General features: G+C 64.9%; 26 protein-coding genes and 3 tRNA genes. 19 read left to right on the top strand and 10 right to left on the bottom strand.

Annotated features, from left to right (window positions below):
- Positions 1-3: 3 nt before the first annotated feature.
- Positions 4-768: an urea ABC transporter ATP-binding protein UrtD gene (gene urtD, locus BMZ97_RS04755; protein WP_092165978.1), complete on the top strand. Its 765-nt coding sequence runs from the start codon at positions 4-6 to the stop codon at positions 766-768.
- 61 nt (positions 769-829) lie between these two features.
- Positions 830-1,525, top strand: a complete 696-nt coding sequence (gene urtE / locus BMZ97_RS04750; RefSeq protein WP_092165976.1) for an urea ABC transporter ATP-binding subunit UrtE — start codon at positions 830-832, stop codon at positions 1,523-1,525.
- Positions 1,526-1,699: 174 nt separating this feature from the next.
- Here the strand turns inward: urtE and BMZ97_RS04745 are convergent, their stop codons facing one another.
- On the bottom strand, positions 1,700-2,164 hold the full coding sequence (locus tag BMZ97_RS04745; RefSeq protein ID WP_069691750.1) for an Lrp/AsnC family transcriptional regulator: 465 nt from the start codon (positions 2,162-2,164) through the stop codon (positions 1,700-1,702).
- A gap of 158 nt (positions 2,165-2,322) precedes the next feature.
- Between BMZ97_RS04745 and BMZ97_RS04740 the strand changes: the two genes are divergently transcribed.
- Both BMZ97_RS04740 and BMZ97_RS04735 read left to right on the top strand, forming a co-directional pair.
- Positions 2,323-3,333, top strand: coding sequence for a 1-aminocyclopropane-1-carboxylate deaminase (locus BMZ97_RS04740; protein WP_092165957.1), 1,011 nt, complete (start codon positions 2,323-2,325; stop codon positions 3,331-3,333).
- Positions 3,334-3,339: 6 nt separating this feature from the next.
- Positions 3,340-3,645: a hypothetical protein gene (locus BMZ97_RS04735; protein ID WP_092165955.1), complete on the top strand. Its 306-nt coding sequence runs from the start codon at positions 3,340-3,342 to the stop codon at positions 3,643-3,645.
- A gap of 16 nt (positions 3,646-3,661) precedes the next feature.
- Here BMZ97_RS04735 and BMZ97_RS04730 read toward each other — a convergent pair whose 3' ends face one another.
- On the bottom strand, positions 3,662-4,072 hold the full coding sequence (locus tag BMZ97_RS04730) for a DUF2000 family protein (RefSeq protein WP_092165953.1): 411 nt from the start codon (positions 4,070-4,072) through the stop codon (positions 3,662-3,664).
- Between BMZ97_RS04730 and BMZ97_RS04725 the strand changes: the two genes are divergently transcribed.
- Entirely contained in the window at positions 4,071-4,940 is an 870-nt protein-coding gene (locus tag BMZ97_RS04725) for an AraC family transcriptional regulator (protein WP_092165951.1), read from the top strand. The two genes, BMZ97_RS04730 and BMZ97_RS04725, sit on opposite strands and share 2 nt — an antisense overlap.
- A 223-nt stretch (positions 4,941-5,163) precedes the next feature.
- Here the strand turns inward: BMZ97_RS04725 and BMZ97_RS04720 are convergent, their stop codons facing one another.
- From BMZ97_RS04720 to argH, 4 genes are read right to left on the bottom strand one after another with little or no spacing between them, the layout of a single operon-like run.
- Complete coding sequence (locus BMZ97_RS04720) at positions 5,164-6,000, bottom strand: ABC transporter substrate-binding protein (protein WP_092165949.1); 837 nt, start codon at positions 5,998-6,000, stop codon at positions 5,164-5,166.
- 32 nt (positions 6,001-6,032) lie between these two features.
- Positions 6,033-6,815 (bottom strand): amino acid ABC transporter ATP-binding protein, encoded by a 783-nt coding sequence (locus BMZ97_RS04715; protein WP_092165947.1) that lies wholly within the window; start codon positions 6,813-6,815, stop codon positions 6,033-6,035.
- Positions 6,808-7,662 (bottom strand): amino acid ABC transporter permease, encoded by an 855-nt coding sequence (locus tag BMZ97_RS04710; RefSeq protein WP_244546266.1) that lies wholly within the window; start codon positions 7,660-7,662, stop codon positions 6,808-6,810. Before BMZ97_RS04710 ends, BMZ97_RS04715 begins: the two co-directional genes overlap by 8 nt.
- 11 nt (positions 7,663-7,673) lie before the next feature.
- Positions 7,674-9,098, bottom strand: a complete 1,425-nt coding sequence (argH, locus tag BMZ97_RS04705) for an argininosuccinate lyase (RefSeq protein WP_244546228.1) — start codon at positions 9,096-9,098, stop codon at positions 7,674-7,676.
- 136 nt (positions 9,099-9,234) lie between these two features.
- Between argH and BMZ97_RS04700 the strand changes: the two genes are divergently transcribed.
- The 3 genes from BMZ97_RS04700 (at position 9,235) to BMZ97_RS04690 (ending at position 11,768) form a co-directional block, all read left to right on the top strand.
- Positions 9,235-10,170, top strand: coding sequence for a LysR substrate-binding domain-containing protein (locus BMZ97_RS04700; RefSeq protein WP_092165943.1), 936 nt, complete (start codon positions 9,235-9,237; stop codon positions 10,168-10,170).
- A gap of 62 nt (positions 10,171-10,232) precedes the next feature.
- On the top strand, positions 10,233-11,219 hold the full coding sequence (gnd, locus tag BMZ97_RS04695; protein WP_092165941.1) for a phosphogluconate dehydrogenase (NAD(+)-dependent, decarboxylating): 987 nt from the start codon (positions 10,233-10,235) through the stop codon (positions 11,217-11,219).
- Positions 11,220-11,225: 6 nt separating this feature from the next.
- The gene (locus BMZ97_RS04690) at positions 11,226-11,768 is read left to right on the top strand and encodes a gluconokinase (protein WP_244546227.1); all 543 of its coding nucleotides are present in this window, start codon (positions 11,226-11,228) and stop codon (positions 11,766-11,768) included.
- 4 nt (positions 11,769-11,772) lie between these two features.
- Here BMZ97_RS04690 and BMZ97_RS04685 read toward each other — a convergent pair whose 3' ends face one another.
- Both BMZ97_RS04685 and BMZ97_RS04680 read right to left on the bottom strand, forming a co-directional pair.
- Positions 11,773-12,153: a DoxX family protein gene (locus BMZ97_RS04685; protein ID WP_092166619.1), complete on the bottom strand. Its 381-nt coding sequence runs from the start codon at positions 12,151-12,153 to the stop codon at positions 11,773-11,775.
- A 14-nt stretch (positions 12,154-12,167) separates the two neighbouring features.
- Entirely contained in the window at positions 12,168-13,574 is a 1,407-nt protein-coding gene (locus BMZ97_RS04680) for a multicopper oxidase family protein (protein ID WP_092165939.1), read from the bottom strand.
- A gap of 243 nt (positions 13,575-13,817) precedes the next feature.
- Between BMZ97_RS04680 and BMZ97_RS04675 the strand changes: the two genes are divergently transcribed.
- The 9 genes from BMZ97_RS04675 (at position 13,818) to BMZ97_RS04635 (ending at position 22,569) form a co-directional block, all read left to right on the top strand.
- Positions 13,818-13,902: transfer RNA gene (locus BMZ97_RS04675), tRNA-Leu, on the top strand.
- Between the two features lie 142 nt (positions 13,903-14,044).
- Positions 14,045-15,484, top strand: coding sequence for a trigger factor (gene tig, locus BMZ97_RS04670; RefSeq protein ID WP_092165924.1), 1,440 nt, complete (start codon positions 14,045-14,047; stop codon positions 15,482-15,484).
- Between the two features lie 162 nt (positions 15,485-15,646).
- A complete protein-coding gene (locus BMZ97_RS04665) occupies positions 15,647-16,270 on the top strand; it encodes an ATP-dependent Clp protease proteolytic subunit (protein WP_069693836.1) in 624 nt (207 codons plus the stop codon).
- Between the two features lie 285 nt (positions 16,271-16,555).
- On the top strand, positions 16,556-17,824 hold the full coding sequence (clpX, locus tag BMZ97_RS04660; RefSeq protein WP_069691738.1) for an ATP-dependent Clp protease ATP-binding subunit ClpX: 1,269 nt from the start codon (positions 16,556-16,558) through the stop codon (positions 17,822-17,824).
- Between the two features lie 297 nt (positions 17,825-18,121).
- On the top strand, positions 18,122-20,551 hold the full coding sequence (lon, locus tag BMZ97_RS04655) for an endopeptidase La (RefSeq protein ID WP_092165922.1): 2,430 nt from the start codon (positions 18,122-18,124) through the stop codon (positions 20,549-20,551).
- A 145-nt stretch (positions 20,552-20,696) separates the two neighbouring features.
- A tRNA-Val gene (locus BMZ97_RS04650) sits at positions 20,697-20,772 on the top strand.
- Positions 20,773-21,015: 243 nt separating this feature from the next.
- On the top strand, positions 21,016-21,378 hold the full coding sequence (locus BMZ97_RS04645) for a hypothetical protein (protein ID WP_139221152.1): 363 nt from the start codon (positions 21,016-21,018) through the stop codon (positions 21,376-21,378).
- A 204-nt stretch (positions 21,379-21,582) separates the two neighbouring features.
- A tRNA-Asp gene (locus BMZ97_RS04640) sits at positions 21,583-21,659 on the top strand.
- Positions 21,660-21,804: 145 nt separating this feature from the next.
- Entirely contained in the window at positions 21,805-22,569 is a 765-nt protein-coding gene (locus BMZ97_RS04635; RefSeq protein WP_210188207.1) for a molybdate ABC transporter substrate-binding protein, read from the top strand.
- 121 nt (positions 22,570-22,690) lie between these two features.
- On the opposite strand, the gene BMZ97_RS04630 is transcribed toward BMZ97_RS04635, so the two are convergent.
- Complete coding sequence (locus BMZ97_RS04630; protein ID WP_092165918.1) at positions 22,691-23,320, bottom strand: YcbK family protein; 630 nt, start codon at positions 23,318-23,320, stop codon at positions 22,691-22,693.
- Positions 23,321-23,322: 2 nt separating this feature from the next.
- Positions 23,323-23,634 (bottom strand): HdeA/HdeB family chaperone, encoded by a 312-nt coding sequence (locus BMZ97_RS04625; protein ID WP_175525422.1) that lies wholly within the window; start codon positions 23,632-23,634, stop codon positions 23,323-23,325.
- Positions 23,635-23,944: 310 nt separating this feature from the next.
- Here BMZ97_RS04625 and BMZ97_RS04620 point away from each other — a divergent pair, with 310 nt between their 5' ends.
- Entirely contained in the window at positions 23,945-24,325 is a 381-nt protein-coding gene (locus BMZ97_RS04620) for an NADH-quinone oxidoreductase subunit A (protein WP_092166616.1), read from the top strand.
- Positions 24,326-24,389: 64 nt separating this feature from the next.
- Positions 24,390-24,974, top strand: coding sequence for a NuoB/complex I 20 kDa subunit family protein (locus BMZ97_RS04615; RefSeq protein WP_069691732.1), 585 nt, complete (start codon positions 24,390-24,392; stop codon positions 24,972-24,974).

The raw sequence follows: 24,974 nt of genomic DNA, 5'->3' as shown, positions 1-24,974 counted from the left end.
GACATGAACGCTCCCGTTCCCGGCGCACTCACCTCCTCGCTGCTCTATCTCGACGGTGTCAGCGTCTCCTTCGACGGTTTCAAGGCCATTCGCGGCCTTTCGCTGACCATCGAGCCCGGCGAGATGCGCGCCATCATCGGCCCCAACGGCGCCGGCAAGACCACGATGATGGACATCATCACCGGCAAGACAAAGCCCGATGTCGGCACGGTGATGTTCGGCGGCTCGGTCGACCTGACCAAGCTCGACGAGGCGGCGATCGCCAATCTCGGCATCGGTCGCAAATTCCAGAAACCGACGGTGTTCGATTTCCATACCATCGAGGACAACATCCTGCTGGCGCTGAAATCGAAGCGCACGGTGACCAGGACGCTGTTCTGGAGGACGGCGGCTGCGGACGCCAAGCGCATCGACGACATCCTCGGCATCATCAAGCTTGGCGATGCGCGCGACCGGCTCGCGGGCTCGCTCTCGCACGGCCAGAAGCAGTGGCTCGAGATCGGCATGCTCTTGGCGCAGGATCCAAAACTCCTGCTGGTCGATGAGCCCGCCGCCGGCATGACCGATGGCGAGACGGCCGAGACGGCCGTCCTCCTCAAGGAGATCGCCAGGGATCATTCGGTCATCGTGGTCGAGCACGACATGGGCTTCATCCGCGAACTCGGCGTGAAGGTGACCGTGCTGCATGAGGGCTCGGTTCTGGCCGAGGGGCCGCTCGACCAGGTCAGCGCCAATGAGCGCGTCGTCGAAGTGTATCTGGGACGATGAGCATGATCCGGAAAAGTGGAAACCGGTTTTCCGATCGGATCATGCGGCAGAAAGCTGACCAATGCTGAGCGTCGACGCCATCGATCTGCATTACGGCGCAGCCCAGGCGCTACGCCGCGTCTCGGTCACGGCGGAGATCGGCAAGGTCACCTGCGTTATGGGCCGCAACGGCGTCGGCAAGACCTCGCTGATGCGCGCCATCGTCGGCCACCAGGCGATCTCGGGCGGCAAGATCAGCTTCGACGGCGAGGACATCTCGAAGCTGCGCAGCGAGGATCGCGCGCGCGCCGGCATCGCCTATGTGCCGCAGGGGCGGGAGGTGTTCCCGCTGCTGAGCGTGAAGGAAAATCTGGAGACGGGCTATGCGCCCTTGCCCCGCAAGGAGCGGCACATTCCCGGCGAACTGTTTGACCTATTCCCCGTGCTGAAGTCGATGTTGGGGCGGCGCGGCGGAGACCTCTCGGGTGGCCAGCAACAGCAACTCGCCATCGCGCGGGCGCTGGTCACCCGGCCCAAATTGCTGGTGCTGGACGAGCCGACCGAGGGCATCCAGCCCTCGATCATCAAGGATATCGGCCGCGCGATCGATTATCTGCGCTCCAAGGGCGACATGGCGATCGTGTTGGTCGAGCAGTATTTCGACTTCGCCCGCGATCTCGCCGACACGATGTTCGTGATGGAGCGCGGCGAGGTCGTGCTGTCGGGGGCGATGGCCGAACTCGATGCCAATCAGGTGCAGAGGCTGATCCAAGTATAACATTCAGCTCGCGCCTGCATTCCAGCGTGGCGCGTTCCGTCATGGTCGGGCTTGTCCCGACCATCCACGTCTTCATGGATCGAGCGCGGTGTTCAAGACGTGGATGCTCGCCACAAGGGCGAGCATGACGATGCTGGACCCGCTGATTGAGAGTCAGCTGCTCGGCGTCAATATTCAGAACGCCAGCGGGGCGTTGTCGACGACCTCCTTCATCACGAAGAAGGTCCGTGTCTGCCGCACACCTGGCAGCGCGATCAGCTTGTCGGCGTGCAGCTTGTTGAAATCAGCCATGTCCCTGACGCGGATTTTGAGGAAATAGTCGAAATCGCCGGCGACGATGTGGCAATCGAGGACAGTGGGCATGTTCCGGATGGCGGCCTCGAAGTCGCCGAAGCTTTCGGGCGTGGAGCGATCCAGCACGACGCCAACGAAGGCCAGCGTGCCCATCTCGACATGTTGCGGTGAGACCTGCGCGCGCACCGAGGAGATATAGCCCTCGCTGAACAGGCGCTGGATCCGCCGATGGCAGGTGGCGGGGCTGGTGTTGACCCGTTTGGCGATCTCGGCATTGCCGAGCCGCCCATCCGCCTGCAGCAGGCGCAGGATTTTGAGGTCGGTTCGGTCGAGTTTTTCAACCATGGAAGAAACGTCCGTTTTTATGCCGATTTTCGGAACTGATGGTGAAGCGATCCGATAATTGCGGAAGCTTCAGGAAAAACAAGCACTCACTTTGGAAGGACGTCTCAGCTGAGATTCGATATTTTTCCCCGATCATTTTCGAGGGAGACGAGCCTGCCATGCTGAGCAAATTCGAGCGCTATCCGCTGACCTTCGGCCCCACGCCGATCGAGAAACTGTCGCGCCTGTCCGCCCATCTCGGCGGCCATGTCGAGATCTTCGCCAAGCGCGAGGATTGCAATTCGGGCCTGGCCTTCGGTGGCAACAAGCTGCGCAAGCTCGAATATATCGTGCCCGACGCCATCGCCAGCAACGCCGATACGCTGGTCTCGATCGGTGGCGTGCAGTCGAACCACACCCGCATGGTCGCCGCGACCGCGGCCAAGATCGGCATGAAGTGCCGCCTGATCCAGGAAAGCTGGGTCCCACATGAGGACGCCGTCTATGATCGCGTCGGCAATATCCTGATGTCGCGCGTCATGGGCGCCGAGGTCCAGCTCGTCGACGAGGGCTTCGACATCGGTATCCGCGAAAGCTGGGAAAAGGCGCTCGCCGATGTGAAGGCCAAGGGCGGCAAGCCCTATGCGATTCCCGCCGGCGCCTCGGTCCATAAATTCGGCGGTCTCGGCTATGTCGGCTTTGCCGAGGAAGTGCGGGCTCAGGAGGCCGAACTCGGCTTCAAATTCGACTACATCATCGTCTGCACCGTCACCGGCTCGACCCATGCCGGCATGGTCGTCGGCTTCGCCAAAGATGGCCGCCAGCGCAACGTCATCGGCATCGACGCCTCCTTCACACCGGCCCAGACGCGCGCCCAGGTCCTCGATATCGCCCAGAAGACCTCGGCCTTGGTCGGCGGCAAGGACATCACCAACGAAGATATCGTTCTGAACGAGGACTACGCCTACCCGGTCTATGGCGTGCCCTCGCAGGAGACCGTCGAGGCGATCCGCCTCTCGGCCCGTCTCGAAGGCATGATGACCGACCCCGTCTATGAGGGAAAATCCATGCAGGGCATGATCGATCTGGTGAAGAAGGGCTTCTTCCCGGCTGGCTCTAAGGTGCTCTACGCCCATCTTGGCGGCGTGCCGGCAATCAACGGCTACAGCTACACCTTCCGCAACGGCTGATCCGCCATGGACGCCGTCGTATTCTTCGAATTCGCCTCCGAAGCATCCGGCGTCCGGTCAGGCTTGCTTGACCGGATCGCACCCATCGCCCTGTCGGGCGATGGCCGACTCAATTTCGTCGGGACGGAGCGCGACGAGCGTGGCCGGCCAGTCTCCGAGGTCATCGCGCTCGGCTTCAAGAACGCGCAGACGGCGCAAGCGGTCATGCTGCGCTGGCGTGGCGACCCGGCCTTTCCGGCCGGGGTGAAGACGCGATTGATACGGATCGAGCCGATCTGGTCGATCGAGCCCTTGGCGGTGATGTTCCCCTAAAGCTGGGGCTGACGCTTCAGTCGTGAAGCGACAGCCCCTTGGTGATCTTATCTGCCTCCTTGCGCTCGGCATGGATCGCCAGGCCGACAAGATCCAGCGCCGCCGTCGCGACCGCGGCGACGGCGGCGCGATTGTCGCTGTCATTGCCGGTTGCGAACAGCTCCTGCGTGTAGAGATGCGGCCGCACGCCGCGCTGCTGCGCGCGCTGGAGCATCAATCTGAGCTGCTCGCTGGTCGCGGCGAAGATCAGGACGGGCTGGCGGATCAGCGGGCCGTAGAATCGGCCCGACGCATCGTTGTAGTCCTCGCCCCTGAGTTCGGGGTAAGCTCCCACGAGGCCGCCGGCGAGGAAGCTGGCGACGTTGAGTTTTTGCCAGGTGGCGAGATCCTCGCGCACCGCTATGGCGATCTTGGTGTCGTAACGCATGGTGCAATCGATAAGCGAGCCTGGGCCAGCCGGTCTTGAACGATCGTGCGGCCCCTCACACGGCGATTGGCTGCGCGCGGGGCCGGGCTCTGACGGCATCGAGCGGATCGAGGCCTTCTTCAGCGGCCACGCCTATGACCCGCATAGGCACGACACCTACGCGCTGGGCCTGACGCTGAGCGGCGTGCAGAGCTTCGACTACCGCGGCTGCCGGCAGGATAGCCGTGCGGGCAACGCGATCGTCCTGCACCCAGACGAGATTCATAATGGCCGCGCCGGCGTCGAATCCGGCTTCCGCTACCGCATGCTGTATCTGGAGCCCCGGCTCCTGCGCGAGGCGCTGGGCGAAGAGGCTCGTGCGCTGCCCTTCATCTCGGCCGCCGTCTCGTCTGACCCGCGCCTCGTTCGGGCGATTGCGCGTGGCTTGCAAGCGATCGAAGCGCCACTGGCGGTCGACGAGGCCGAGGACATCGTCCTGGGATTGGCCGAGGCCCTGCTGGCGCTCGATCCATCCGCGGCGCGCCCGGTAGGCTCACGCCATGCCCAGGCAGCCTCGGAGCGTGTCAGGCGGTTTCTCGACGCTCACCTGGAGCGGGTCGTCACATCAGGAGAGCTGGAAGCCGTCGCCGGGCTCGATCGTTTCGCGCTGGCCCGCCACTTCCGCGCGAGCTTCGGCACGAGCCCCTATAATTATCTCGTGATGCGCCGGCTCGACCGGGCTCGCGCCATGCTGCGGTCGGGACTTGAAATCGCGGATGTCGCGGCCGGCTGCGGTTTCGCCGACCAGAGCCATCTGACGCGCCAGTTCCGCCGGGCGTTCGGCGTCACCCCCGGTCGCTGGCGCAATCTGCATCGCCATCCGAAGTGAGCGACGGCCATGAGGCGGTCCTTCCGGCTTAGATCATGCTGCTTTAACGCCGAACCACGCCGTCATCCTGGACAGGTCGCGGAGCGACGCAGATCCGGGATCCATCGTAGAGCCAGCCCCGTCAAAGGATCGGCCCTCCGATGGATCCCGGCGCTCCGCTTCGCTACGGCCAGGATGACGGTGTGGTTCTGAGCATAAAGAGTATGCTCCAAATACGCCTGATTCACTTACCCTCGTTGATTGTGATCTTCGGCAAGGCGCTGCTGGACAAATCGTATTTCGCGAAGATCGCGTCATAGGTGCCCTTGGCCTTGAGCCGGTCGAGCGCGCCCTTGACCGCATCGCGCAACTGGTTGCCCTCAGTGGTCTTCACGAAGGGAATGCCGCCGCGCACATCGGTGAAGGGCGCGCCGATCGGCACATAGGTGTTGGGCTCGAGCTTGAGGAAATAGGGCATCACCTCGCTGCCCTGGACGGCAGCCTGGAGGCGCTGGGTCTTGAGCTGGGTGCGGGCGTCGATCGAGCCTTCCGTGCCGACGATCGTCAGCGCCGGTTTGCCCTTGGCGACGCAGTTTTCCTTGCTCCAGGCTTCCATCTCGGCCAGCCAGCTCGTCGCGCGGCTGGCGCCGACCGTCTTGCCGCAGAGATCCTCCATCGTCTTCAGGCCCGAGGCCAGCGCCATGATGGTGTAGAACTGTGCGCCCGACGAGAAGTAGTCGATGAAATCGGCGGTTTCGCGCCGAGCCGGCTTATCCGACATGCCGGCCATGACCATATCGACGCGACCCGTCTGGAGTGAAGGCAGCATCTGCGCGAAGGCGGTTTCCTGCCACTCGATCGCGACGCCGAGTTCCTTGCCGATCGCTTCGCCGATTTCGATGTCGAGCCCGGTCAGGGTGTTGGTCGCCGGGTCCTTGAAGATGATCGGCGGATAGTTCGGCTGCGTCGCGACGATGATCTTGCCTGCGGTCTTGATCCGGGCCGGCAGTTCCTGGGCGGCAACCGCCGCAGGCAGGCAGAACGCCAAAGCGGCGAGCAGGCTTCGTGACGTCAGGGTCATGGCAATCCTCCGGATCGGTTCGAGGCAAGGGCTCAAGGCAGGACCGCGGCGATGAAGTCGCGGGTGCGGGGATGTTCGGGTGCGCTCAGCACCTGGGCGGGAGGCCCCTGTTCGATCAGGCGGCCCTGATCCATGAAGACGACACGGTCGGCGACCTCGCGCGCGAAACCCAGCTCATGCGTCACCACGATCATCGTCATGCCGCTCTTGGCCAGGTCGCGCATCACGGCGAGCACCTCGCCGACGAGTTCCGGATCGAGCGCCGAGGTCGGCTCGTCGAACAGCATCAGCCTGGGCTTCATCGCGAGTGCGCGGGCGATCGCGACGCGTTGCTGCTGGCCGCCGGAAAGCTCGGACGGGTAGGCGCCGTGTTTCTCGGCCAGGCCGACCCGCGCCAGCAGGCGCTCGGCCTCGGCGATGGCGGCGGCCCTGGGCTGCTTCAGCACGGTCACCGGCCCCTCGATCACGTTCTGCAGCGCCGTCATATGGCCAAAAAGATTGAAGCGCTGGAAGACCATGCCGCTGGCGAGGCGCTGGCGCGCGATCTCCTTGTCGGTCAACTCGATCAAGCGGTCGCTGGTGCGCCGGAAGCCGGCGAGTTCGCCATCGACCCAGATCGCGCCACCATCGATGCGTTCGAGCTGGTTGATGCAACGCAAGAGCGTGCTCTTGCCGGAGCCGGAGGGGCCGATGATGCAGACGACCTCCCCGGGCGCGACGTCGAGCGAGACGGAATCGAGCGCCGCGAGATTGCCGAAGCGCTTCGTCAGCGACAGCGCCTGGACCATGGGGCGGTTCGCGGGAGCCTCAACCATTGCGCGCTCCCGCACCAGCGCGGCCCTTGGCGAAATGTCGCTCCAGCACGACCTGCCCGAGCGAGAGGATCGAGACCACGATCAGATACCAGCCTGCCGCGACGATCAGCAATTCGATCACCCGGGCATTGGCGTAGTAGATCGTCTGGGCGTTGCGCAGGATCTCGGAGAACTGGATCACGCTGGCGATCGAGGTCAGCTTGACCATGCTCACCACCTCGTTGCCGACAGGCGGGATGATCACCCGCATCGATTGCGGCAGCACGATCCGGCGCAAGGTCGTCAGCCTGGTCATGCCGATCGCCTTGGCCGCTTCGACCTGGCCGTGATCGACGGAGAGGATGCCGGAACGCACGACCTCGGCCGTATAGGCGCCCTGATTGATCCCCAAGCCCAGCAGCGTCGCCATGAAGGGACCGATCAGGTCGATCGTCCGGGCCGAGAACAGGCCTGGAATGCCGATCGTCGGGAAGACCAGCGCGAGGTTGAACCAGATCAGCAATTGCAGGATCAGCGGCGTGCCGCGGAAGAACCAGATGTAGAACGCCGCCGAGCCGCGCATCACGGCGTTGGGCGACATCGCCATGATCGCGAAGATGACGCCGAGCGCGATGCCCAGCGCCATGGCACAGACCGTCATGATCACGGTGTTGGCGAGGCCGCCCAGGATGGCGGGCGCGGTGAAGAACTGGCCGACCACCTTCCAGGCGATGTCGCCCTCGGCAAAGGCCTTCACCACGAATGCAAGCGCAAGCAGGACCAGGGTCGCGGATACCCAGCGTCCGAGATGCAGCCTGCCGACGCGGGGCAGGCTGAGGATCGTCGGGTCGAGCGCCGTTCCCGACATCTGGCTTGAAGTCATGGTTGCGGTCCCCGGTATCCGTTGGCCCAGTCACGCTGCACGGCGAGGCGCTGCGTCAGCCGGTCGATCTGCTCGGCCACGCGTGCAGGCGACGTGCCACCTTTGGCCATACGCGCATCGAGTGCCGCCTCCAATGTCAGATGCTCCCTGATATCGGGCGTGAGGCGGGGATCGACCGAGGCTAGCCCGGCATCGTCGATCTCGTGCAACTGGCAGGATTTTTCCTCGCAGAGACGCACCAGCGCGCCGGTGATCTCATGCGCCTCGCTGAAGGCTACGCCCCTGCGCGCCAGGAAATCGGCGACCTCGGTCGCGAGCGTAAAACCTCGTGACGCAGCGTCCCGCATGGTCGCGACATTGACCGTCATGGTGGCGACCAGGCCGGCCATGGCGGGAAGCGCCAGCGCCAAGCCTTCGACCGCATCGCAACAGGCGTTCTTATCCTCGGCGAGGTCACGGTTATAGGACAGCGGCAGGCTCTTCAGCGCCGCCAGCATCGTCATGAGCCCGCCGATCAACCGCGCCGAGCGGCCGCGCGTCAGTTCGGCGATATCGGGATTCTTCTTCTGCGGCATGATCGAGGATCCGGTCGCGAACGAATCATGTAGCGAAATCCAGCGATAAGGCTGCGTGCACCAGATCACGATCTCCTCGGCCAGCCTGGAGAGATTGACCGCGTGCATGGCGGTGACGAACAGGAACTCCGCGACATGGTCGCGCGAGCCGACGGCATCGACCGAGTTCTCGAACGAGCCGTCATAGCCAAGTTCCTCGGCGACGAGCTCGGGGTTGAGCGCGATCGCTGAACCCGCCAGCGCAGCGGCGCCGAGCGGGGAGACGGCGTTGCGCCTGTCCCAGTCGATCAACCGCTCGGCGTCTCGCGCGAAGGCCTGGGCATGGGCCATCAGATGATGGCCGAAGGTGATGGGCTGTGCCGCCTGAAGATGCGTCACACCCGGCGCCGGCGTCGCGACATGTTCGCGGGCTTGCGCGATGAGGGCTTCCTGCAGGCTCAGCAGATCCTTCATCAGCCCGCGGGAGCGGTGCCGGAGGAAGAGCTTGAGATCGTTGGCGGCCTGGTCGTTGCGCGAGCGCCCGGCGCGGATCTTGCCGCCGAGAGGGCCGAGCCGCTGCGTCAGGACGCGCTCGAGGAAGGTCTGGACGTCTTCGTCCTCCGGCCAGGGCTCGATCAGCCCTTTCGCATGGAGTTTCTCGACCGCGTCGATCTCTTTCTGGATCGTGGCGATCTCGGCATTGTCGAGCAGGCCGGCGCGGCCGAGCTCGCGGATATGGGCGCGCGAGCCGGCAAGATCATAGGGCGCGAGGCTGAAATCGCTGGCCTCCGAGCGGGAGAGCCGGGTCAAGGCGGGGTCAGGCTCGGCGGTGAAACGTCCGCCCCACAGGCGCAATGGCTGGTTCACGCTGGCTCTCCGCTTTGACGTAACGCCAGGCAGGTTAGTGCGCATGCGTTTGCGCCGGCAAAGGAGATGATTTCCGACGACCATTCCGTTTTGGAATAGCTCTTTCGCTGCGGGCCGTCGCGGATTAGTGTGAGCGATGCTTTCGGAGTCACCCTCGCTCCTCTCGGCGCCGCTGCCACGGCGGCTGCCTTCGACCATGGGTCTGCGCGTCGTCGAGGCGGTTGCGCGTCATGGCTCCTGCTCGGGCGCGGCCGACGAACTGAATCTGACCCAGAGTGCCGTCAGCAAGCAGTTGCGCGGCGTCGAGCAGATTGTCGGTGCGAGCCTGTTTGCACGCAACCGGCGCGGCCTGGAGCCGACCGAGGCCGGCCATGCCTTCATCGGTCCGGCCAGGGATGTGCTCGTCGCTTTGGCCTCGGCGGTCGGCGGTGTTGCAGGTTTTCGCCCGGAGCAGCCGATGCTCAGGCTGCATGTGCTGCCGATCCTTGGCGATCGCTGGCTGGTGCCGCGATTCTCGCGCTTCGCCGAGGAGCATCCCGAGACCGAGGTCCAGTTCACCAACTTCGTCGCCCATGGCACGGCCGAAGCCGCGGACGCGACCTTTCGCTTCGGTGAGGGCGACTGGCCTGGGCAGCAGGCGGACTATCTGTTTGGGCGGGATGTCGCGCTGGTCGCGGCGCCGGACCTTCTGGCGCGCCTCGGGCCGATCGACGATGTCAGGGATATCGCGCGGTTTCCGGTGCTCGACCATCCGCCTACGCCGCTGCGCTGGAGCGAGTTTGCCGAGGCCAATACCGTGGCTGACCTCGTTCCACAGCGGGTGATCCGCTTCGGCTTCTATGCCCTGGTCATTCGTGCGGCGATCGCGGGGCAGGGGCTGGCGCTGGTACCGCGCGCGCTGGTCGTGGAGGAGCTCTCGGGGGGGCGCCTCGTCAACCCGGCGGGGCTCGGCTTTCGCAGCCGGCACGGCTATTGGCTGACCCGCCCGGCGGATCGTCCACCGAACCCGGCGCTCGTTCTGCTGCGCGACTGGCTTGTCGCGGAGGCGGTCGGGATGCAAGAAGCTCGGTGAACAAGATGCGCCATGAAACGGACCGGCGGTCGAGATGCCCCCGGCCATGAAGGGTTGAAGCGATGCAGCTAGGAATGGTCGGCCTCGGCCGGATGGGTGCGAATATCGTGCGCAGGCTGATGCAGGCCGGGCATGATTGCGTGGTCTATGACCGTGATCCCAAGCCCGGCGCCGCTCTCGCCGAGAAGGGGGCGGTCGTCGCCTCCGACCTGAAGGACATGGTCGCCAAGCTTGCTGCACCGCGCGCCATCTGGGTCATGCTGCCGGCGGGCGAGATCACCGAGGCGACGCTGGCCGAATTGTCCGCCCTGCTGTCTGCAGGCGACACGCTGATCGACGGCGGCAACGCCTTCTGGAAGGACGATGTCCGGCGCGGGCAGGAGCTTTCGACCAAGGGGCTGCATTATCTCGATATCGGCACCAGCGGCGGCGTGCATGGGCTGGAGCGCGGCTATTGCCTGATGATCGGCGGCGACAAGGAGACTGTCGCGCGGTTGGACCCGCTGCTGAAGGCGCTCGCGCCCGGCAAGGGCGATATCCCCCTGACCAGCCATCGCGAGGGTCGCAATCCGACCAGCGAGGAGGGCTACCTCCATTGCGGGCCGGTCGGTGCGGGCCATTTCGTCAAGATGATCCATAATGGCATTGAATACGGCATGATGCAGGCCTTCGCCGAGGGCTTCGACCTGCTGCGCAACGCTTCCGCCAAGGAGGGCCTGCCGCCGGAATACGGCTTCGATTTCGATGTCGCCGAGATTTCCGAGGTCTGGCGGCGCGGCTCGGTCGTGACCTCCTGGCTGCTCGACCTGACGGCGTCGGCGCTCGCGGCCGACGAGGATCTCTCGGCCTATACCGGCAATGTCTCGGATTCGGGCGAGGGGCGCTGGACGGTGCAGGCCGCAATCGAGACCGCGACGCCGGCCGAGGTGCTGACCTCCTCGCTCTACACCCGCTTCCGCTCGCGCAAGGACCACACCTTCGCCGAGAAGGTGCTCTCGGCCATGCGCGCCGGCTTCGGCGGCCATGTCGAGCCCAAGAAGCCGGTCTGACGCGCCATGAGCAACTCGGAGAAGGGCGGCGGGCCCGCCGTCATCGTCGTCATGGGCGTCGCGAGCTCGGGCAAGACCTCGCTGGGCGAGCGTCTGGCCGAGCATCTGGGCTGGCCGTTCCGCGATGCCGATTCGTTCCACCCGCCGCAGAATGTCGCCAAGATGGCGGGCGGCACGCCTTTGAACGACGAGGACCGCAAGCCCTGGCTCGCTGCCATCGCCACCTGGATCGACGAGCTTCGCGCTGCGGGCAAGAATGGCATCGTCACCTGTTCGGCGCTGAAGCGGGCCTATCGCCGCATCATCATCGGCGATCGGCCCGATGTCGCCCTGGTCTACCTCAAGGGCTCGCGCGAGTTGATCGGTGCGCGCATGGCGGCGCGCCAGCATCATTTCATGCCGCCCGCGCTGCTCGACAGCCAGTTCGCCGCGCTGGAGGAGCCCGGCGAGGATGAGCGCCCGCTGGTGATGCCGGTCGAGCTGCCGAAGGATGAGATCGAGCGCGCGGTGCTGACGAAACTTGGTTTGACGAGATTTGGTTTGAATTGACCGGTCAGGACTCTTGCTGTCGCGCCGGCCAAGCGATCGCTCCGGAGCAGAACAGCGCCCACCAGATCAGAATCGGCTGCAATGCCAGCCTGGGGGCGTGATACCACCAGCTCGTCGGCAGCCCCGGAACTACAATGGCTTCCATGGCGTGCTTGATGTTGGCTGGAAAGACGCAGAGTGCGTAGAGCGCCAGTCCGATGCCTGCCGCTTTGCGCAGGCTCGGGACCAGCAAGCCCGCGGCGCCGAGAATTTCCGCCACACCTGTCAGGATGACAACCTCGCGCGGCGCCGGCACCCAGTCCGGCATGATCGGCAGGAAGGCTGCGGGCGAGCGCAAATGCAACAAGCCGGCGGCAAGATAGAACGCTGCCATCAGCCAGCGCATCGCGGCGCGCGGCTTCACGTCACCTCGAACCAGGTCCAGAGCCCGAGATCGAAGCGCTCCAGGACCGTCGAGGAGATCATCCAGCGCCCCGGATTCTCGGCGATGAAGGCAATGTGCAGCCGCTTGCCGTCGGGAATCTGCACCGTGTCCATGAAATAGGGCTCCCAGCCATCGTCGAGCGGGTGCAGCAGCCGGAAGCAGTGGCCATGCACATGGATCGGCTGGAGGAAGGCCGTCTTGTTTTCGATTGCGAGCACGATCGGCGTGCCGCGCTTGACGCTGACGAGCGGCTTGCTGGCGTCCCCAACGCCGCCATTGATCCGCCAGGGTTTGGAGAGATCGAGGCCGGTGAGATCCAGCTTGAGCTCGGGCATGACCTTCGCCCCGCCCTCGATGACGATCTGGGGGCGGACCGCATCCTGGAGGCGCACAGCGGCGGGAAGCGTTGCGTTGGGTTTCAGCGCGGCAGGCGCGGTCGCGGCGGCTTTCTTTGCGCCCTCGGCCACCAGCCGGACAAGCGGCACGCCGGCGCCGATCAAGGCGGTCACGATCGCGGTCGCGCCCGGCTCCTCGGGCATGTCGACGATCAGATCGTAGCGCGTGCCCGGCGCGAAGGGCAGTTGCGCGCGCACCGGCTCGAAGGTGTCGGTCGGCTGCCCGTCGACGGCAACGACCGAGGCCTTCACCCCGTCGAAGCGCAACCGCATGATCCTGGCGTTGCAGGCATTGGCGAGGCGCAGGCGGACGCGCGCGCCCGGAGCGACCGCGACGCGCTGCGGCGGCGGAGCGCCATTGACCGTCAGCCAGCTTCCGAGCCGGCCTCCGGCCGCGTTCTCGGGGCTTGCCGCGGCAAAGGGGCGAATGGCGTGGTCGTCGCCGAGCAGCCAATCCGCGACCATCACCGGCAGATCCAGGTCCACCGCCAGCGGCTCCGCCTCCTCGACGATGAGCAATCCGCCAAGGCCCCTGCCGGCCGGCTCGGACGAGCCGCCGACGAGCAGCGGCCGATAGAGGAAGGTGCCGGCATCCGGCGGCGTCAGCCTGTATTCGAAGCTTGCGCCTGGAGCGACCGGCGGCTGGCCGAAGCCGCCGACCCCGTCCATGGCGGCCGCGCCACGCAAGCCTTGCCAATGCAGGGACAGCGGCAGGGCGGTTCGGTTGTCGAGCTTGAGGCGCAGCGTCTCGCCCAGCTTGATTCGCAGCGCCGGGCCTGGAGACGCCCCGTTCAGCGCGAGGATGTCGGTCTCACCGGCCGGCGCCGGCCGCAAACGCGCCTTGCCGGGGGCTGCAACCAGCAGGCTCAATGGCGGCTCGGCTCCGGCTGGGCTAGCTGGCGGTTTGGCCTGGGACGAGGCCCGGCCGGCAAGCGCGATCGTCGTCGCAGCGCCAAGGCCGGCGAGCGTGGCGCGCCTTGTCGGCATAAGGGGTGATCGCGAGGAGGGAGGAAGGCCTTTGTCGGTCATGCGCCCGGCATAATCTGTGGCGCGCGATCTGGCGAGAGGCGGCCTTCGCATGGCCTAGCGATGTGTCGCGATACGGCGCGGCAGGGCGACCTTCGCAGAAACGTCGCATTTTTTTGCTGCATGGCCTGCTCGAAATGCGTATAGCACCGCGGCCCAACGATGGCCGCGCCGCGTTTGCTCGCGTGCAGCGCTATCGGGCCGGCGGGCGTGGCGGAATTGGTAGACGCACTGGTTTTAGGTACCAGCGGCGAAAGTCGTGGGGGTTCGAGTCCCTCCGCCCGCACCAGCAGGCGTGCGATCGCATCATGACGTTAGCGTCGTGGCGCGGGAATCGTTCGCTGAAGAAAAATGGATTTCGCGAGCGCGGCGACGGTCACTCGGCGTCGCGCTTTGGACATTGAAGTAACGCTGTTGGCGGATCGAAAACGATGAACGTGACCGAAACCCTGTCCCAGGGCCTCAAGCGCGAGTTTCAGGTGGTGTTGAATGCCGCCGACCTCAAATCCAGGCTCGATGACGGCCTTCAGGGCCTGCAGGGCAAGGCCAAGATCAATGGCTTCCGCCCCGGCAAGGTGCCGGTCGCCCATCTGCGCCGTCTCTATGGCCGCTCGGTCATGTCCGACGTGCTGCAGAACGCGGTCAACGAGGCGAACCAGAAGATCGTCACCGATAACGGCCTGAAGCTCGCCTTCGAGCCGCAGATCCGCTTCCCCGAGAACAAGGACGAGATCGAGGCCGCGATGGAGGCCAAAGGCGACCTCGCCTTCACCGTCGCGCTCGAGGTTCTGCCGAAGATCGAGCTCGCCGACCTGTCGGACGTGTCGCTGACCAAGCCCGTCGCCGAGGTGCCTGACGCCGATGTCGACGCTGCGTTGGAGCGCATGGCCGGCCAGAACCGCACCTATTCGAACAAGGGCGAGAAGGCCAAGGCCGCCAGCGGCGACCGCTTGATGATCTCCTTCGTCGGCACGCTCGAGGGCAAGCCCTTCGACGGTGGCACGGGCGAGGGCATCCCGCTCGATCTCGGCGCCGGCCAGTTCATCCCCGGTTTCGAGGAGCAGCTCGAAGGCGCCAAGGCCGGCGAGACCCGCACGGTCAAGGTGACCTTCCCCGAGAACTACACCGCGACCCATCTTGCCGGTAAGCCGGCCGAGTTCGAGGTCACGGTCACCGAGGTGCAGGCGCCCGAGGCCGTCAAGATCGACGACGAGCTCGCCAAGGCCTTCGGCATGGAGTCGCTCGATGCGCTGAAGACCGCGATCCGCGAGCAGATCGGCCGCGATTTCGGCGAGCAGTCGCGCCGCAAGCTGAAGAAGAGCCTGCTCGATGCGCTCGACGCGAAATACACCTTCGAATTGCCGCCGACCCTGGTCGAGCAGGAGTTCGCCAGCGTCTGGAGCCATGTCGAAGTCGACATGAAGGAAGCCAAGAAGTCCTTCGAGGACGAGGGCACGACCGAAGAGGCCGCGAAGGCCGACTATCGCAAGATCGCCGAGCGCCGGGTTCGCCTCGGCCTCGTGCTGGCCGAGATCGGCGAGAAGGCCAAGGTCCAGATCTCGGATGACGAGGTCACCAAGGCCCTGGTCGAACGCGCCCGCCAGTTTCCCGGCCAGGAGAAGCAGGTCTGGGAGTTCTACCAGAAGAACCCGCAGGCCCTGGCCGAGATCCGTGCCCCGATCTTCGAGGAAAAGGTCGTCGACCACCTGCTGGAGCAGGTGAAGGTCGAGGATCAGAGCGTTACGCGCGAAGCGCTCTACGCCGACGAGGAGGCGGATGAGACTGCCGAGGCCAAGCCGAAGAAGGCCGCCAAGAAGGCCAAGAAGGCTGACGCCAAGGGCGAGGACAAGGCCGAAGACGCTTCGGCCTGATTGTCGGCAACCTTAATCGCAATATTCGCGCCGCCGGGCTTCATGCTGGGCGGCGCTTCTCTTTTCAGCCGCCTTTGCCGTGCTTATGTGGGTGTCCTCCGAGACATTCGCTGATTCTCCATCCGCCGAATCCGGCGCTGCCACCCAAGGACGATTTTCATGCTGCGCGATCCGATCGAGACCTACAACAATCTCGTCCCGATGGTGGTCGAGCAGTCCAGCCGTGGCGAGCGCGCCTTCGATATCTATTCGCGGCTGCTACGCGAGCGCATCATCTTCCTGACCGGTCCGGTCGAGGATTACTCCGCCTCGCTGATCGTGGCGCAGCTCCTCTTCCTCGAGGCCGAGAATCCCAAGAAGGAAATCTCCTTCTACATCAACTCGCCCGGTGGCGTGGTGACGTCGGGCATGTCGATCTACGACACGATGCAGTTCATCCGCTGCCCGGTCACGACTTTGTGCGTCGGCCAGGCCGCCTCGATGGGCTCGCTGCTGCTCACCGCCGGCGCCAAGGACATGCGTTTTGCGCTGCCCAACGCCCGCATCATGGTCCACCAGCCCTCGGGCGGCTTCCAGGGTCAGGTCACCGACATCCTGATCCACGCCCGCGAGGTCGAGAGCCTGAAGCGCCGGCTGAACGAGATCTACGTCAAGCACACTGGCCGCTCCTATGCCGACATCGAAGCGGCGCTGGAGCGCGACAATTTCATGACCGCCGAGGCGGCGCGCGATTTCGGCCTGATCGACAAAGTCATCGACAAGCGGCCGGAAGACGCGACGGCCTGATCGGCCGCGTGGGCTGCGACCAGCCGCCCCGTTGCCTGTGGGTTGGCGCGGCGGCTTTAAGCGCCCATATTGCAAGGGGACCGGCCCCATGTTTGCATGGGGAATCGGGCGAGCGGATTGGCGCTCCTAAACGGTCCGGTTTTGGGTCGGCTCTGTCCACCGGGTGTTCCGGAACAGGGCGTTAACCTAATGATCGTGATCTGAGCGTCTATTAATGACGGAGAGACGACGGTTGCATCCGCTCAGGCTGATGTGGTCGTCCGGCTCCGAGAATGGAGATGGACGATGAGTAAGGTCAGCGGCGGCGATTCGAAGAGCACCCTCTACTGCTCTTTCTGCGGCAAGAGCCAGCATGAGGTTCGCAAGCTCATTGCGGGCCCGACCGTGTTCATCTGCGATGAATGCGTCGAGCTCTGCATGGACATCATCCGCGAGGAATCGAAATCCGCGCTGGTGAAGTCGAAGGACGGCGTTCCGACACCGCGCGAAATCCGCAAGGTGCTGGACGACTACGTCATCGGCCAGGACCACGCCAAGAAGGTTCTCTCGGTCGCGGTGCACAACCACTACAAGCGCCTTTCGCACGCCTCGAAGCACAATGACGTCGAGCTGGCGAAGTCGAACATCCTGCTGATCGGCCCCACGGGCTCGGGCAAGACGCTGCTCGCGCAGACGCTCGCCCGCATTCTCGACGTGCCCTTCACCATGGCCGACGCGACGACGCTGACGGAAGCCGGTTATGTCGGCGAGGATGTCGAGAACATCATCCTGAAGCTGCTCCAGGCCTCCGACTACAATGTCGAGCGGGCGCAGCGCGGCATCGTCTATATCGACGAGATCGACAAGATCAGCCGCAAGTCGGACAACCCCTCGATCACCCGCGACGTTTCGGGCGAGGGCGTGCAGCAGGCCCTGCTCAAGATCATGGAAGGCACTGTCGCCTCCGTGCCGCCGCAGGGCGGGCGCAAGCATCCGCAGCAGGAATTCCTGCAGGTCGACACCACGAACATCCTGTTCATCTGCGGCGGCGCGTTCGCAGGGCTGGACAAGATCATCTCCAGCCGTGGCAAGGGCACCTCGATCGGCTTCGGCGCGACGGTGAAGGGGCCTGACGACCGCCGCACCGGCGCGATCTTCCGCGAGGTCGAGCCCGAGGATCTGCTGAAATTCGGCCTGATCCCTGAATTCGTCGGCCGCCTGCCGGTCCTGGCGACTTTGGAGGATCTCGACGAAGCGGCGCTGAAGACCATCTTGACCGAGCCGAAGAACGCGCTGGTGAAGCAGTATCAGCGCCTGTTCGAAATGGAGGACACCGAGCTGACCTTCACCGACGAGGCCGTCAGCCTGATCGCCCGCAAGGCGATCGACCGCAAGACCGGTGCGCGCGGCCTGCGTTCGATCATGGAAGGCATCCTGCTCGAGACGATGTACGAGCTGCCGGGGCTGGAAGGCGTCGAGCAGATCGTGATCGGTCCGGAGGCCGTCGAGTCGAAATCGCGACCGCTCTTCATCTATTCGGAGCGTGAGGAAGAGGCGAAGTCGGCCTCTGCCTGAGATGCCCGCCAAGCACCCAAGACATTGCAAACGCGCGCCTGTTGGCGCGCGTTTTGCGTCGTGGGTCAGGTTGGGCGGTCGTCTGTTTCACCCCGCGACAATCCAACCTGGGGATGCCTCGAAGGCTCGCTTGAAAGCCGGCGAGGAAGTCTCCACTTTAGGTGCACTTGCGAGAGTCGCATGCCTATCGAGGGTGTGATGCGCGAGGGCGGACGTGGCGATAGTCGTCTCGGCCGCATACGTCAGGTGGCTCCGCCCATTTGGGGGTAGGCCTGGCGCAACCACAAAGGACAAGTCATGACTGGCTCGGCGCCCCGCGCTCCTTTCGTTCCTGGCGAGACCGGCCTCTACCCGGTGCTCCCCCTGCGCGACATCGTCGTTTTCCCGCATATGATCGTGCCGCTCTTCGTTGGCCGCGAGAAGTCCATCCGCGCCCTCGAGGAGGTCGTGAAGACCGATGGCCTGATCCTGCTCGCCACCCAGAAGAATGCTGGCGACGATGATCCTGCGACCAAGGATATCTATGAAATCGGCACGCTCGCCCGCGTGCTGCAACTGCTGAAGCTGCCCGACTCGACCGTGAAGGTCCTGGTCGAAGGCGTCGGCCGGGCCAAGGCGACCGCTTACGTCGCCGATGACGCCTTCTATCAGGCCGAGGCCGTTGGCCTGGCCGAGGAAGACGGCAAGAAGGTCGAGGTCGAGGCGCTGGGCCGTTCGGTCGTCAGCGAGTTCGAGAGCTATGTGAAGCTCAACAAGAAGATCTCGCCCGAGATCGTCGCCGCCGTCTCGCAGATCGACGAAGCCTCCAAGCTCGCCGACACTGTCGCCTCGCATCTCGCCGTCAAGATCGCGGACCGCCAGGCGGTGCTCGAGATCACCCATGTCGCGCATCGGCTGGAGAAGGTTCTCTCGCTGATGGAAAGCGAGATGTCGGTGCTCCAGGTCGAGAAGCGCATCCGCTCGCGCGTCAAGCGCCAGATGGAGAAGACGCAGCGCGAGTACTATCTCAACGAGCAGATGAAGGCGATCCAGAAGGAGCTCGGTGACGGCGAGGAAGGCCGTGACGAGCTGGCCGAGCTGGAAGAGCGCATCGCCCGCACCAAGCTCTCCAAGGAGGCCCGTGACAAGGCCGTCGCGGAGATGAAGAAGCTGCGCCAGATGTCGCCGATGTCGGCCGAGGCGACGGTGGTGCGCAACTATCTCGACTGGATGCTCGGCATCCCGTGGAACAAGCGCTCCAAGATCAAGAAGGATCTCTCGATCGCGCAGGGCGTGCTCGACGACGATCATTTCGGCCTCGACAAGGTCAAGGACCGCATCGTCGAATACCTCGCCGTGCAGCAGCGGACGAACCGGCTTGCCGGCCCGATCCTGTGCCTCGTCGGCCCTCCCGGTGTCGGCAAGACCTCGCTCGGCAAGTCGATCGCCAAGGCGACGGGCCGCGAATTCGTGCGCATGTCGCTCGGCGGCGTGCGTGACGAGGCCGAGATCCGCGGCCATCGCCGCACCTATATCGGCTCGATGCCCGGCAAGATCATCCAGTCGATGAAGAAGGCCAAGACCTCCAACCCGCTCATCCTGCTCGACGAGATCGACAAGATGGGCCAGGACTTCCGCGGCGACCCCTCGGCTGCCCTGCTGGAGGTGCTTGATCCCGAGCAGAACGGCACCTTCAACGATCATTACCTCGAGGTCGACTATGACCTGTCGAACGTGATGTTCGTCACCACGGCCAACACGCTGAACATCCCGCCGGCCCTGCTGGACCGGATGGAGGTGATCCGCATCGCTGGCTACACCGAGGATGAGAAGACCGAGATCGCCCGGCGTCACCTGATCCCGAATGCGATCAAGAAGCACGGCCTCGAATCCAAGGAATGGTCGATCGACGACGATGCACTGATGACGCTGGTCCGCCGCTATACGCGGGAGGCGGGCGTCCGCAACCTGGAGCGCGAGCTCTCCAACACCGTCCGCAAGGCGGTGAAGGACATCGTTCTCTCCAAGAAGAAGAAGGTCGCCGTCACCACGCCGGTGCTTGAGGAGTATCTCGGCCCGCCGCGCTATCGCTATGGCATGGCGGAGACCGAGGATCAGGTCGGCGTCGTTACCGGGCTTGCCTGGACCGAGGTCGGCGGCGAACTCCTGACGATCGAAGGCGTGATGATGCCCGGCAAGGGCAAGATGACCGTCACCGGCAACCTCAAGGACGTGATGAGGGAATCGATTTCGGCGGCGGCGTCCTATGTCCGCTCGCGCGCCATCGATTTCGGCATCGAACCGCCCTTGTTCGACCGGCGCGACATCCACGTCCACGTTCCCGAGGGCGCGACCCCGAAGGACGGCCCGTCGGCAGGTATCGCGATGGCGACTGCCATCGTCTCGATCCTGACCGGCATCCCGACCCAGCGCGACGTCGCCATGACCGGCGAGGTGACGCTGCGGGGCAGGGTGCTGCCGATCGGCGGTCTCAAGGAGAAGCTCCTGGCGGCGCTGCGGGGCGGCATCAAGAAGGTGTTGATCCCCGAGGATAACGCCAAGGATCTGGTCGACCTGCCCAAGTCGGTGAAGGAGGGCATGGAGATCATCCCGGTGTCGCGGATGGAGCAGGTGCTGCAGCATGCGCTGACGCGCCAGCCCGTTCCGATCGTCTGGGAAGAGGATCTGACCGCGTTGCGGCCGAAGGCCGGCGATGAGGATGCCGCGGGCGGTCTCATCGCTCACTGAGGCGAATAACGTTACCAGGGAGCCGCCGGCGTTCAGCGTCGGCGGCTTTTTCTTTGAGCGGAGCGTGAAAAGGGGAGAAGCGGGAGATTCGCTCCATCTCGGCGCTTGATGGCGGCGGCGCCAGGCCTTAAACCCCACCGCATCGGGGCGGTTAGCTCAGTTGGTAGAGCGTCTCCTTTACACGGAGAGGGTCGCGGGTTCGAGCCCTGCACCGCCCACCATGCCCCACTCAGGCGCACTGATGCTCGGCCAGAGCGCAGGTTGAGGCTGTCGCCATTGCGCCTCAGAGCCTGCAGCGATCGAATTCCGCCATCTTTCTACGCCGTCCTGTGATCCCGGTCGTGATCGAGACAGGCTTGAGAGGTCGAGTGAGGTTTCTTCCAAATATGCTGGCAGGGGCAAATATGCTGGCAGGGGTCTGTCTGACCTTCTGCGGGTTGGCCCTCGCACAGGACCAGTCGGCCGTGCCCGAGGATTTCTTTGCCGATCGCCCGGCTTTCTCGCCGCCGGAACAGGCCGCTCGGGTGCCGGCGACCTGCGAGACCGTGAGAACACAACTGCCGAGCACCGTGCCGGCCGATGCGCGTGTCGACATGGCGATCAAAGGCCCGGTCAGCCTGATCCAGACCGATGGAACGCTTTGGTATGTTGCCGTGTGTTCGGATCCGGGCGTCCGGATTCTCTGTGTCACCTATAGCGGGAACGAGCTGAAGCTCGGCGACCAAGTGATTCTGCGTGGAGGTTATAACCGCCAGGACGATCGTCATGTGCTGCTCGATCCCTGCCTGGCGTCCCCCGATCGTGGCGAGGCATCCGGCGAGGATTGAACCGAATCGGGTGTGGCGGACGTCCTTGGCCCCGGTTTGGCGGCGTATCCGGCATCCGATCGCTTCCGCTTGTATGGGCGGGTTGATGTCCGCGTGAACACGTTTCTGTCGCCGGCTGTGAATTTACCTGGCCAGCGCGCTTGACACTTTCCGCCTCTCGCCATAATCCCAACCCCGCTGAGGCCGAGGCCTTAGCCGCCCTGCGCGGGTGTAGCTCAGTTGGTTAGAGTGCCGGCCTGTCACGCCGGAGGTCGCGGGTTCGAGCCCCGTCACCCGCGCCATTTTCCCCTTACATCGCAACCGGATAGACAAGCCGCCCAGCGCCGTTTCCGGTGCACTCGGCGCAGACCGCTTGCCGCTTCGCACGACTGGCTTAATCTCCCACCGCCTTGAGCCGCCATGAGATGGCGGCGGCCGGAGATGTCCATGCGCTTCACAGTTGTCGCCAGCTTCATGATCGCGAGCCTTTGCGCCTGGGGGCCTGCGGGAGCCGCCGAGGTCAAGGTTCTGACGGCGGGAGCGTTCAAGCCGATCGTGCTTGCCGTCGCGGCAGATTTCGAGAAGCAAAGCGGCCACAAGCTCGTCATCGACAACGATACTGCCGGCGGGCTGCTGCGCCGCATCACGGGGGGCGAGGCGTTCGATCTCGCCGTGTTGACGCCTGCGGCGGTGAAGGAACTCGTCGAGGCCGGCCGGATCGCCTCGGGCACGCCGAGGAACCTGGCGCGGACCTCGGTCGGCGTGGCGGTCAAGGATGGCGCCCCGCGCCCCGACATCGCGACTGTCGCGGCCTTCAAGGCCACGCTGCTCGCCGCCGGCAAGGTCGCCTATATCGATCCTGCGGCCGGTGGCTCGAGCGGGATCTATTTCGTCAAGCTGCTGGAGACGATGGGAATCGCCGATGCAGTCAAGGCCAAGGCCGTGCTGGTGCCGGGCGGCCTGGTCGCGCAGCGTCTCGTCACCGGCGAGGCCGATCTCGCCATCCACCAGATCAGCGAGATTCTGGCCGTGAAGGGAGCGACGCTGGTCGGGCCGCTGCCGGCTGAGATCCAGAACTACACGACCTATACCGGCGGCATCGCAGCGGCGAGCACGCAGCCGGAGGCGGCCAAGGCGTTCCTCGCCTTTCTCGGTGGCGATACCGCCAAGCGCATCCTGGCCGAGAAAGGCATGGAAAGCGCGCCGAACTGATCACGCGCCTTGTTGCATCGGCCCGAAAAGTGGGAACCGGTTTTCGGGGCAAGCCGATGCAAGATAAAAGCCCTACGGCATCAGATCGAATACGAAACTCGGTCTGATGCCGTCACCTGCTTCACCAGGGGCGGCGCGGTCCGGTATCGATATGGATCAGCCCGTTCCAATAGACTTGATTGCCGCCGACCTCGGGCAGCGAGCGGGCATAGTCCAGCACGACGCGCGGGCGCACGCCTGGCACGCGGAAGTCCATGGCCTCGCAGCGCTTGTGATAGGAGCCGCGCCGTGCCCGCCAGGGCGGCCGCCAGGTCGATGTCACCTTCACGGCCCCGTATTTGTCGACGACCTTGCCGAGAATGTCCCTCAGCCGCTGCGGCAGGCAGATGATGGAGGTGCCGGGATCGGTCGAGATGCCTGGCCGCTCGGGTTTCTCATTGGGGTCGAATTGCGGCTCGGCCCCGGCATTCTGACCGGGCGTGAGCTTGGGCCATTCCGGTCCTTCTTCGTCTTCAGGCTGGGCGGCGACCGGCGAGCTTGGGCCTGGGCTCGGGCTTGGGCTTGGGCTTGGCGCGGCCGGCGGTGGAACCACGATTGCAGGCAAGGTCGATTGGGCCGGCAAATCCAGATCGAAGGGGCGCTGCGGCGGCAGCGGCGCGCGCAGGCTCTGCCCCTCCTGAGCCGAGCTCGTCATGGGTTGCAGGGCGCAAGCGAAGACCAGCGCCACCAGGGGGAAGGCAAATGACTTCACGCTCAGGGCGCCGGGGTAGGCAAGAAGACGGCGCGGGTTTCGGCGCCGACCAGCGGCAGCTGCGGCGTCTTGGCGCAGAGCGCGGCGAGCTCGGCGGGCGCGCTCATGATCTTGTCGAGGTCGATCAGGGGGCGTTGCGCGCCGCCGGCATAATATCCGGCGAGCCAGAGCGAGAGCTGATTCCGGTCGCTGCCATTCATCGCGACGAAGTCGGCGCAGGTCGCGCGCATCAGGTCGAGGGCCTCGGCACTGGCGCGATTGCCTCCTGAAATGGAGGCGGCAAGCGCTGCGGCGAGCAGAAGAGAGCGTTGCATGGGCAGCACCATGGCGGTCTTTCTCCCTCCGGGGCGGCCCCGGCCGCAAGACGTCGATTCGGCGCGAGTGTGTCGCTTTGCGCGACAAACGGCCAGTAGGAAGCCGGCGGTATGCTGCAAAAAGCGCCCGTGGTCGATGCGGAACGGCGAGCCTTGCGGAGAGGCACTGCGACATCCCTGCCAATCTGCGTCGAAATCAACCCTCTCGCGCGATTGTGCAGCGCGGCGGAGTCTTGCTTCATTCTAATGCAGGGTCTAATCGACTGTGCCAGCGCGCCGCCGCCTGGCCGCCCGAAGCGGGGACATGTCCATGCAAACACTCCCAGTACCGTCCCTGCTGAACGACTATCTGCCGCTCGTCATTTTCCTGGGCGTCGCGGCCATCATCGGCATCGCCTTGCTGGTAGCTCCCTTCGCCATCGCCTATTCGAAGCCCGATGCCGAAAAGCTCTCGGCCTATGAGTGCGGCTTCAACGCCTTCGACGATGCGCGCATGAAATTCGATGTCCGCTTCTATCTGGTCGCGATCCTGTTCATCATCTTCGATCTTGAGGTCGCCTTCCTGTTCCCCTGGGCCGTCGCGTTTGGCGGGCTTGGCTGGTATGGCTTCATCTCGATGATGATCTTCCTGGGCGTGTTGACCGTCGGCTTCGTCTATGAGTGGCGAAAAGGGGCGCTGGAGTGGGACTAGTCGTCCGGCCGCAGCACTGATTTCGCGACTTATCTGACGGTTACGGGTTACAAAGGTTCAGATCATGGCAACAACAGCGATCGATCGCGGCGACCCGCTGGTCGCGCCTGCGCCCAAGGGCCTGCTCGGCCCCGACGGCTTGCCCGTCGGCGCGCGCGACCCCTTCTTCACCGAGATCAACAGTGAGCTCGCCGATAAGGGGTTCCTGGTCACGGCGACGGACGACCTGATCAACTGGTCGCGCACCGGCTCGCTGATGTGGATGACCTTCGGTCTTGCCTGCTGCGCCGTCGAGATGATGCAGCTCTCGATGCCGCGTTATGATGTCGAGCGCTTCGGCTTTGCGCCGCGCGCCTCACCGCGCCAGTCTGACGTGATGATCGTCGCGGGCACGCTGACCAACAAGATGGCCCCGGCGCTGCGCAAGGTCTACGACCAGATGCCGGAGCCGCGCTACGTCATCTCGATGGGCTCCTGCGCCAATGGCGGCGGCTATTACCACTACAGCTATTCGGTGGTGCGCGGCTGCGATCGCATCGTGCCGATCGACATCTATGTGCCCGGCTGCCCGCCGACGGCGGAAGCGCTGCTCTATGGCGTGCTGCTGCTGCAGAAGAAAATCCGCCGCACCGGCACGATCGAGCGCTGA

The organism is Allobosea sp. OK403 (genome assembly GCF_900113835.1).
In the GTDB taxonomy this organism is placed as follows: domain Bacteria; phylum Pseudomonadota; class Alphaproteobacteria; order Rhizobiales; family Beijerinckiaceae; genus Allobosea.
Note: the sequence above shows the minus strand (reverse complement) of the source record. Positions and strands in the feature narration are given on the sequence as shown.

Bases quoted from the DNA above. Each gene is read 5' to 3' on its own strand.
- BMZ97_RS04715 (WP_092165947.1), bottom strand. From the start codon at position 6,815: ATGGTTGAGGCTCCCGCGAACCGCCCCATGGTCCAGGCGCTGTCGCTG.
- BMZ97_RS04625 (WP_175525422.1), bottom strand. From the start codon at position 23,634: ATGCAACGCTCTCTTCTGCTCGCCGCAGCGCTTGCCGCCTCCATTTCA.
- tig (WP_092165924.1), top strand. From the start codon at position 14,045: ATGAACGTGACCGAAACCCTGTCCCAGGGCCTCAAGCGCGAGTTTCAG.
- BMZ97_RS04725 (WP_092165951.1), top strand. From the start codon at position 4,071: ATGGTGCAATCGATAAGCGAGCCTGGGCCAGCCGGTCTTGAACGATCG.
- BMZ97_RS04745 (WP_069691750.1), bottom strand. From the start codon at position 2,164: ATGGTTGAAAAACTCGACCGAACCGACCTCAAAATCCTGCGCCTGCTG.
- BMZ97_RS04680 (WP_092165939.1), bottom strand. From the start codon at position 13,574: ATGCCGACAAGGCGCGCCACGCTCGCCGGCCTTGGCGCTGCGACGACG.
- urtE (WP_092165976.1), top strand. From the start codon at position 830: ATGCTGAGCGTCGACGCCATCGATCTGCATTACGGCGCAGCCCAGGCG.
- BMZ97_RS04730 (WP_092165953.1), bottom strand. From the start codon at position 4,072: ATGCGTTACGACACCAAGATCGCCATAGCGGTGCGCGAGGATCTCGCC.
- BMZ97_RS04620 (WP_092166616.1), top strand. From the start codon at position 23,945: ATGCAAACACTCCCAGTACCGTCCCTGCTGAACGACTATCTGCCGCTC.
- lon (WP_092165922.1), top strand. From the start codon at position 18,122: ATGACTGGCTCGGCGCCCCGCGCTCCTTTCGTTCCTGGCGAGACCGGC.
- urtD (WP_092165978.1), top strand. From the start codon at position 4: ATGAACGCTCCCGTTCCCGGCGCACTCACCTCCTCGCTGCTCTATCTC.
- BMZ97_RS04735 (WP_092165955.1), top strand. From the start codon at position 3,340: ATGGACGCCGTCGTATTCTTCGAATTCGCCTCCGAAGCATCCGGCGTC.
- BMZ97_RS04700 (WP_092165943.1), top strand. From the start codon at position 9,235: ATGCTTTCGGAGTCACCCTCGCTCCTCTCGGCGCCGCTGCCACGGCGG.
- gnd (WP_092165941.1), top strand. From the start codon at position 10,233: ATGCAGCTAGGAATGGTCGGCCTCGGCCGGATGGGTGCGAATATCGTG.
- BMZ97_RS04685 (WP_092166619.1), bottom strand. From the start codon at position 12,153: ATGCGCTGGCTGATGGCAGCGTTCTATCTTGCCGCCGGCTTGTTGCAT.
- BMZ97_RS04615 (WP_069691732.1), top strand. From the start codon at position 24,390: ATGGCAACAACAGCGATCGATCGCGGCGACCCGCTGGTCGCGCCTGCG.
- BMZ97_RS04710 (WP_244546266.1), bottom strand. From the start codon at position 7,662: ATGTCGGGAACGGCGCTCGACCCGACGATCCTCAGCCTGCCCCGCGTC.
- clpX (WP_069691738.1), top strand. From the start codon at position 16,556: ATGAGTAAGGTCAGCGGCGGCGATTCGAAGAGCACCCTCTACTGCTCT.
- BMZ97_RS04740 (WP_092165957.1), top strand. From the start codon at position 2,323: ATGCTGAGCAAATTCGAGCGCTATCCGCTGACCTTCGGCCCCACGCCG.
- BMZ97_RS04635 (WP_210188207.1), top strand. From the start codon at position 21,805: ATGCGCTTCACAGTTGTCGCCAGCTTCATGATCGCGAGCCTTTGCGCC.
- BMZ97_RS04690 (WP_244546227.1), top strand. From the start codon at position 11,226: ATGAGCAACTCGGAGAAGGGCGGCGGGCCCGCCGTCATCGTCGTCATG.
- BMZ97_RS04720 (WP_092165949.1), bottom strand. From the start codon at position 6,000: ATGACCCTGACGTCACGAAGCCTGCTCGCCGCTTTGGCGTTCTGCCTG.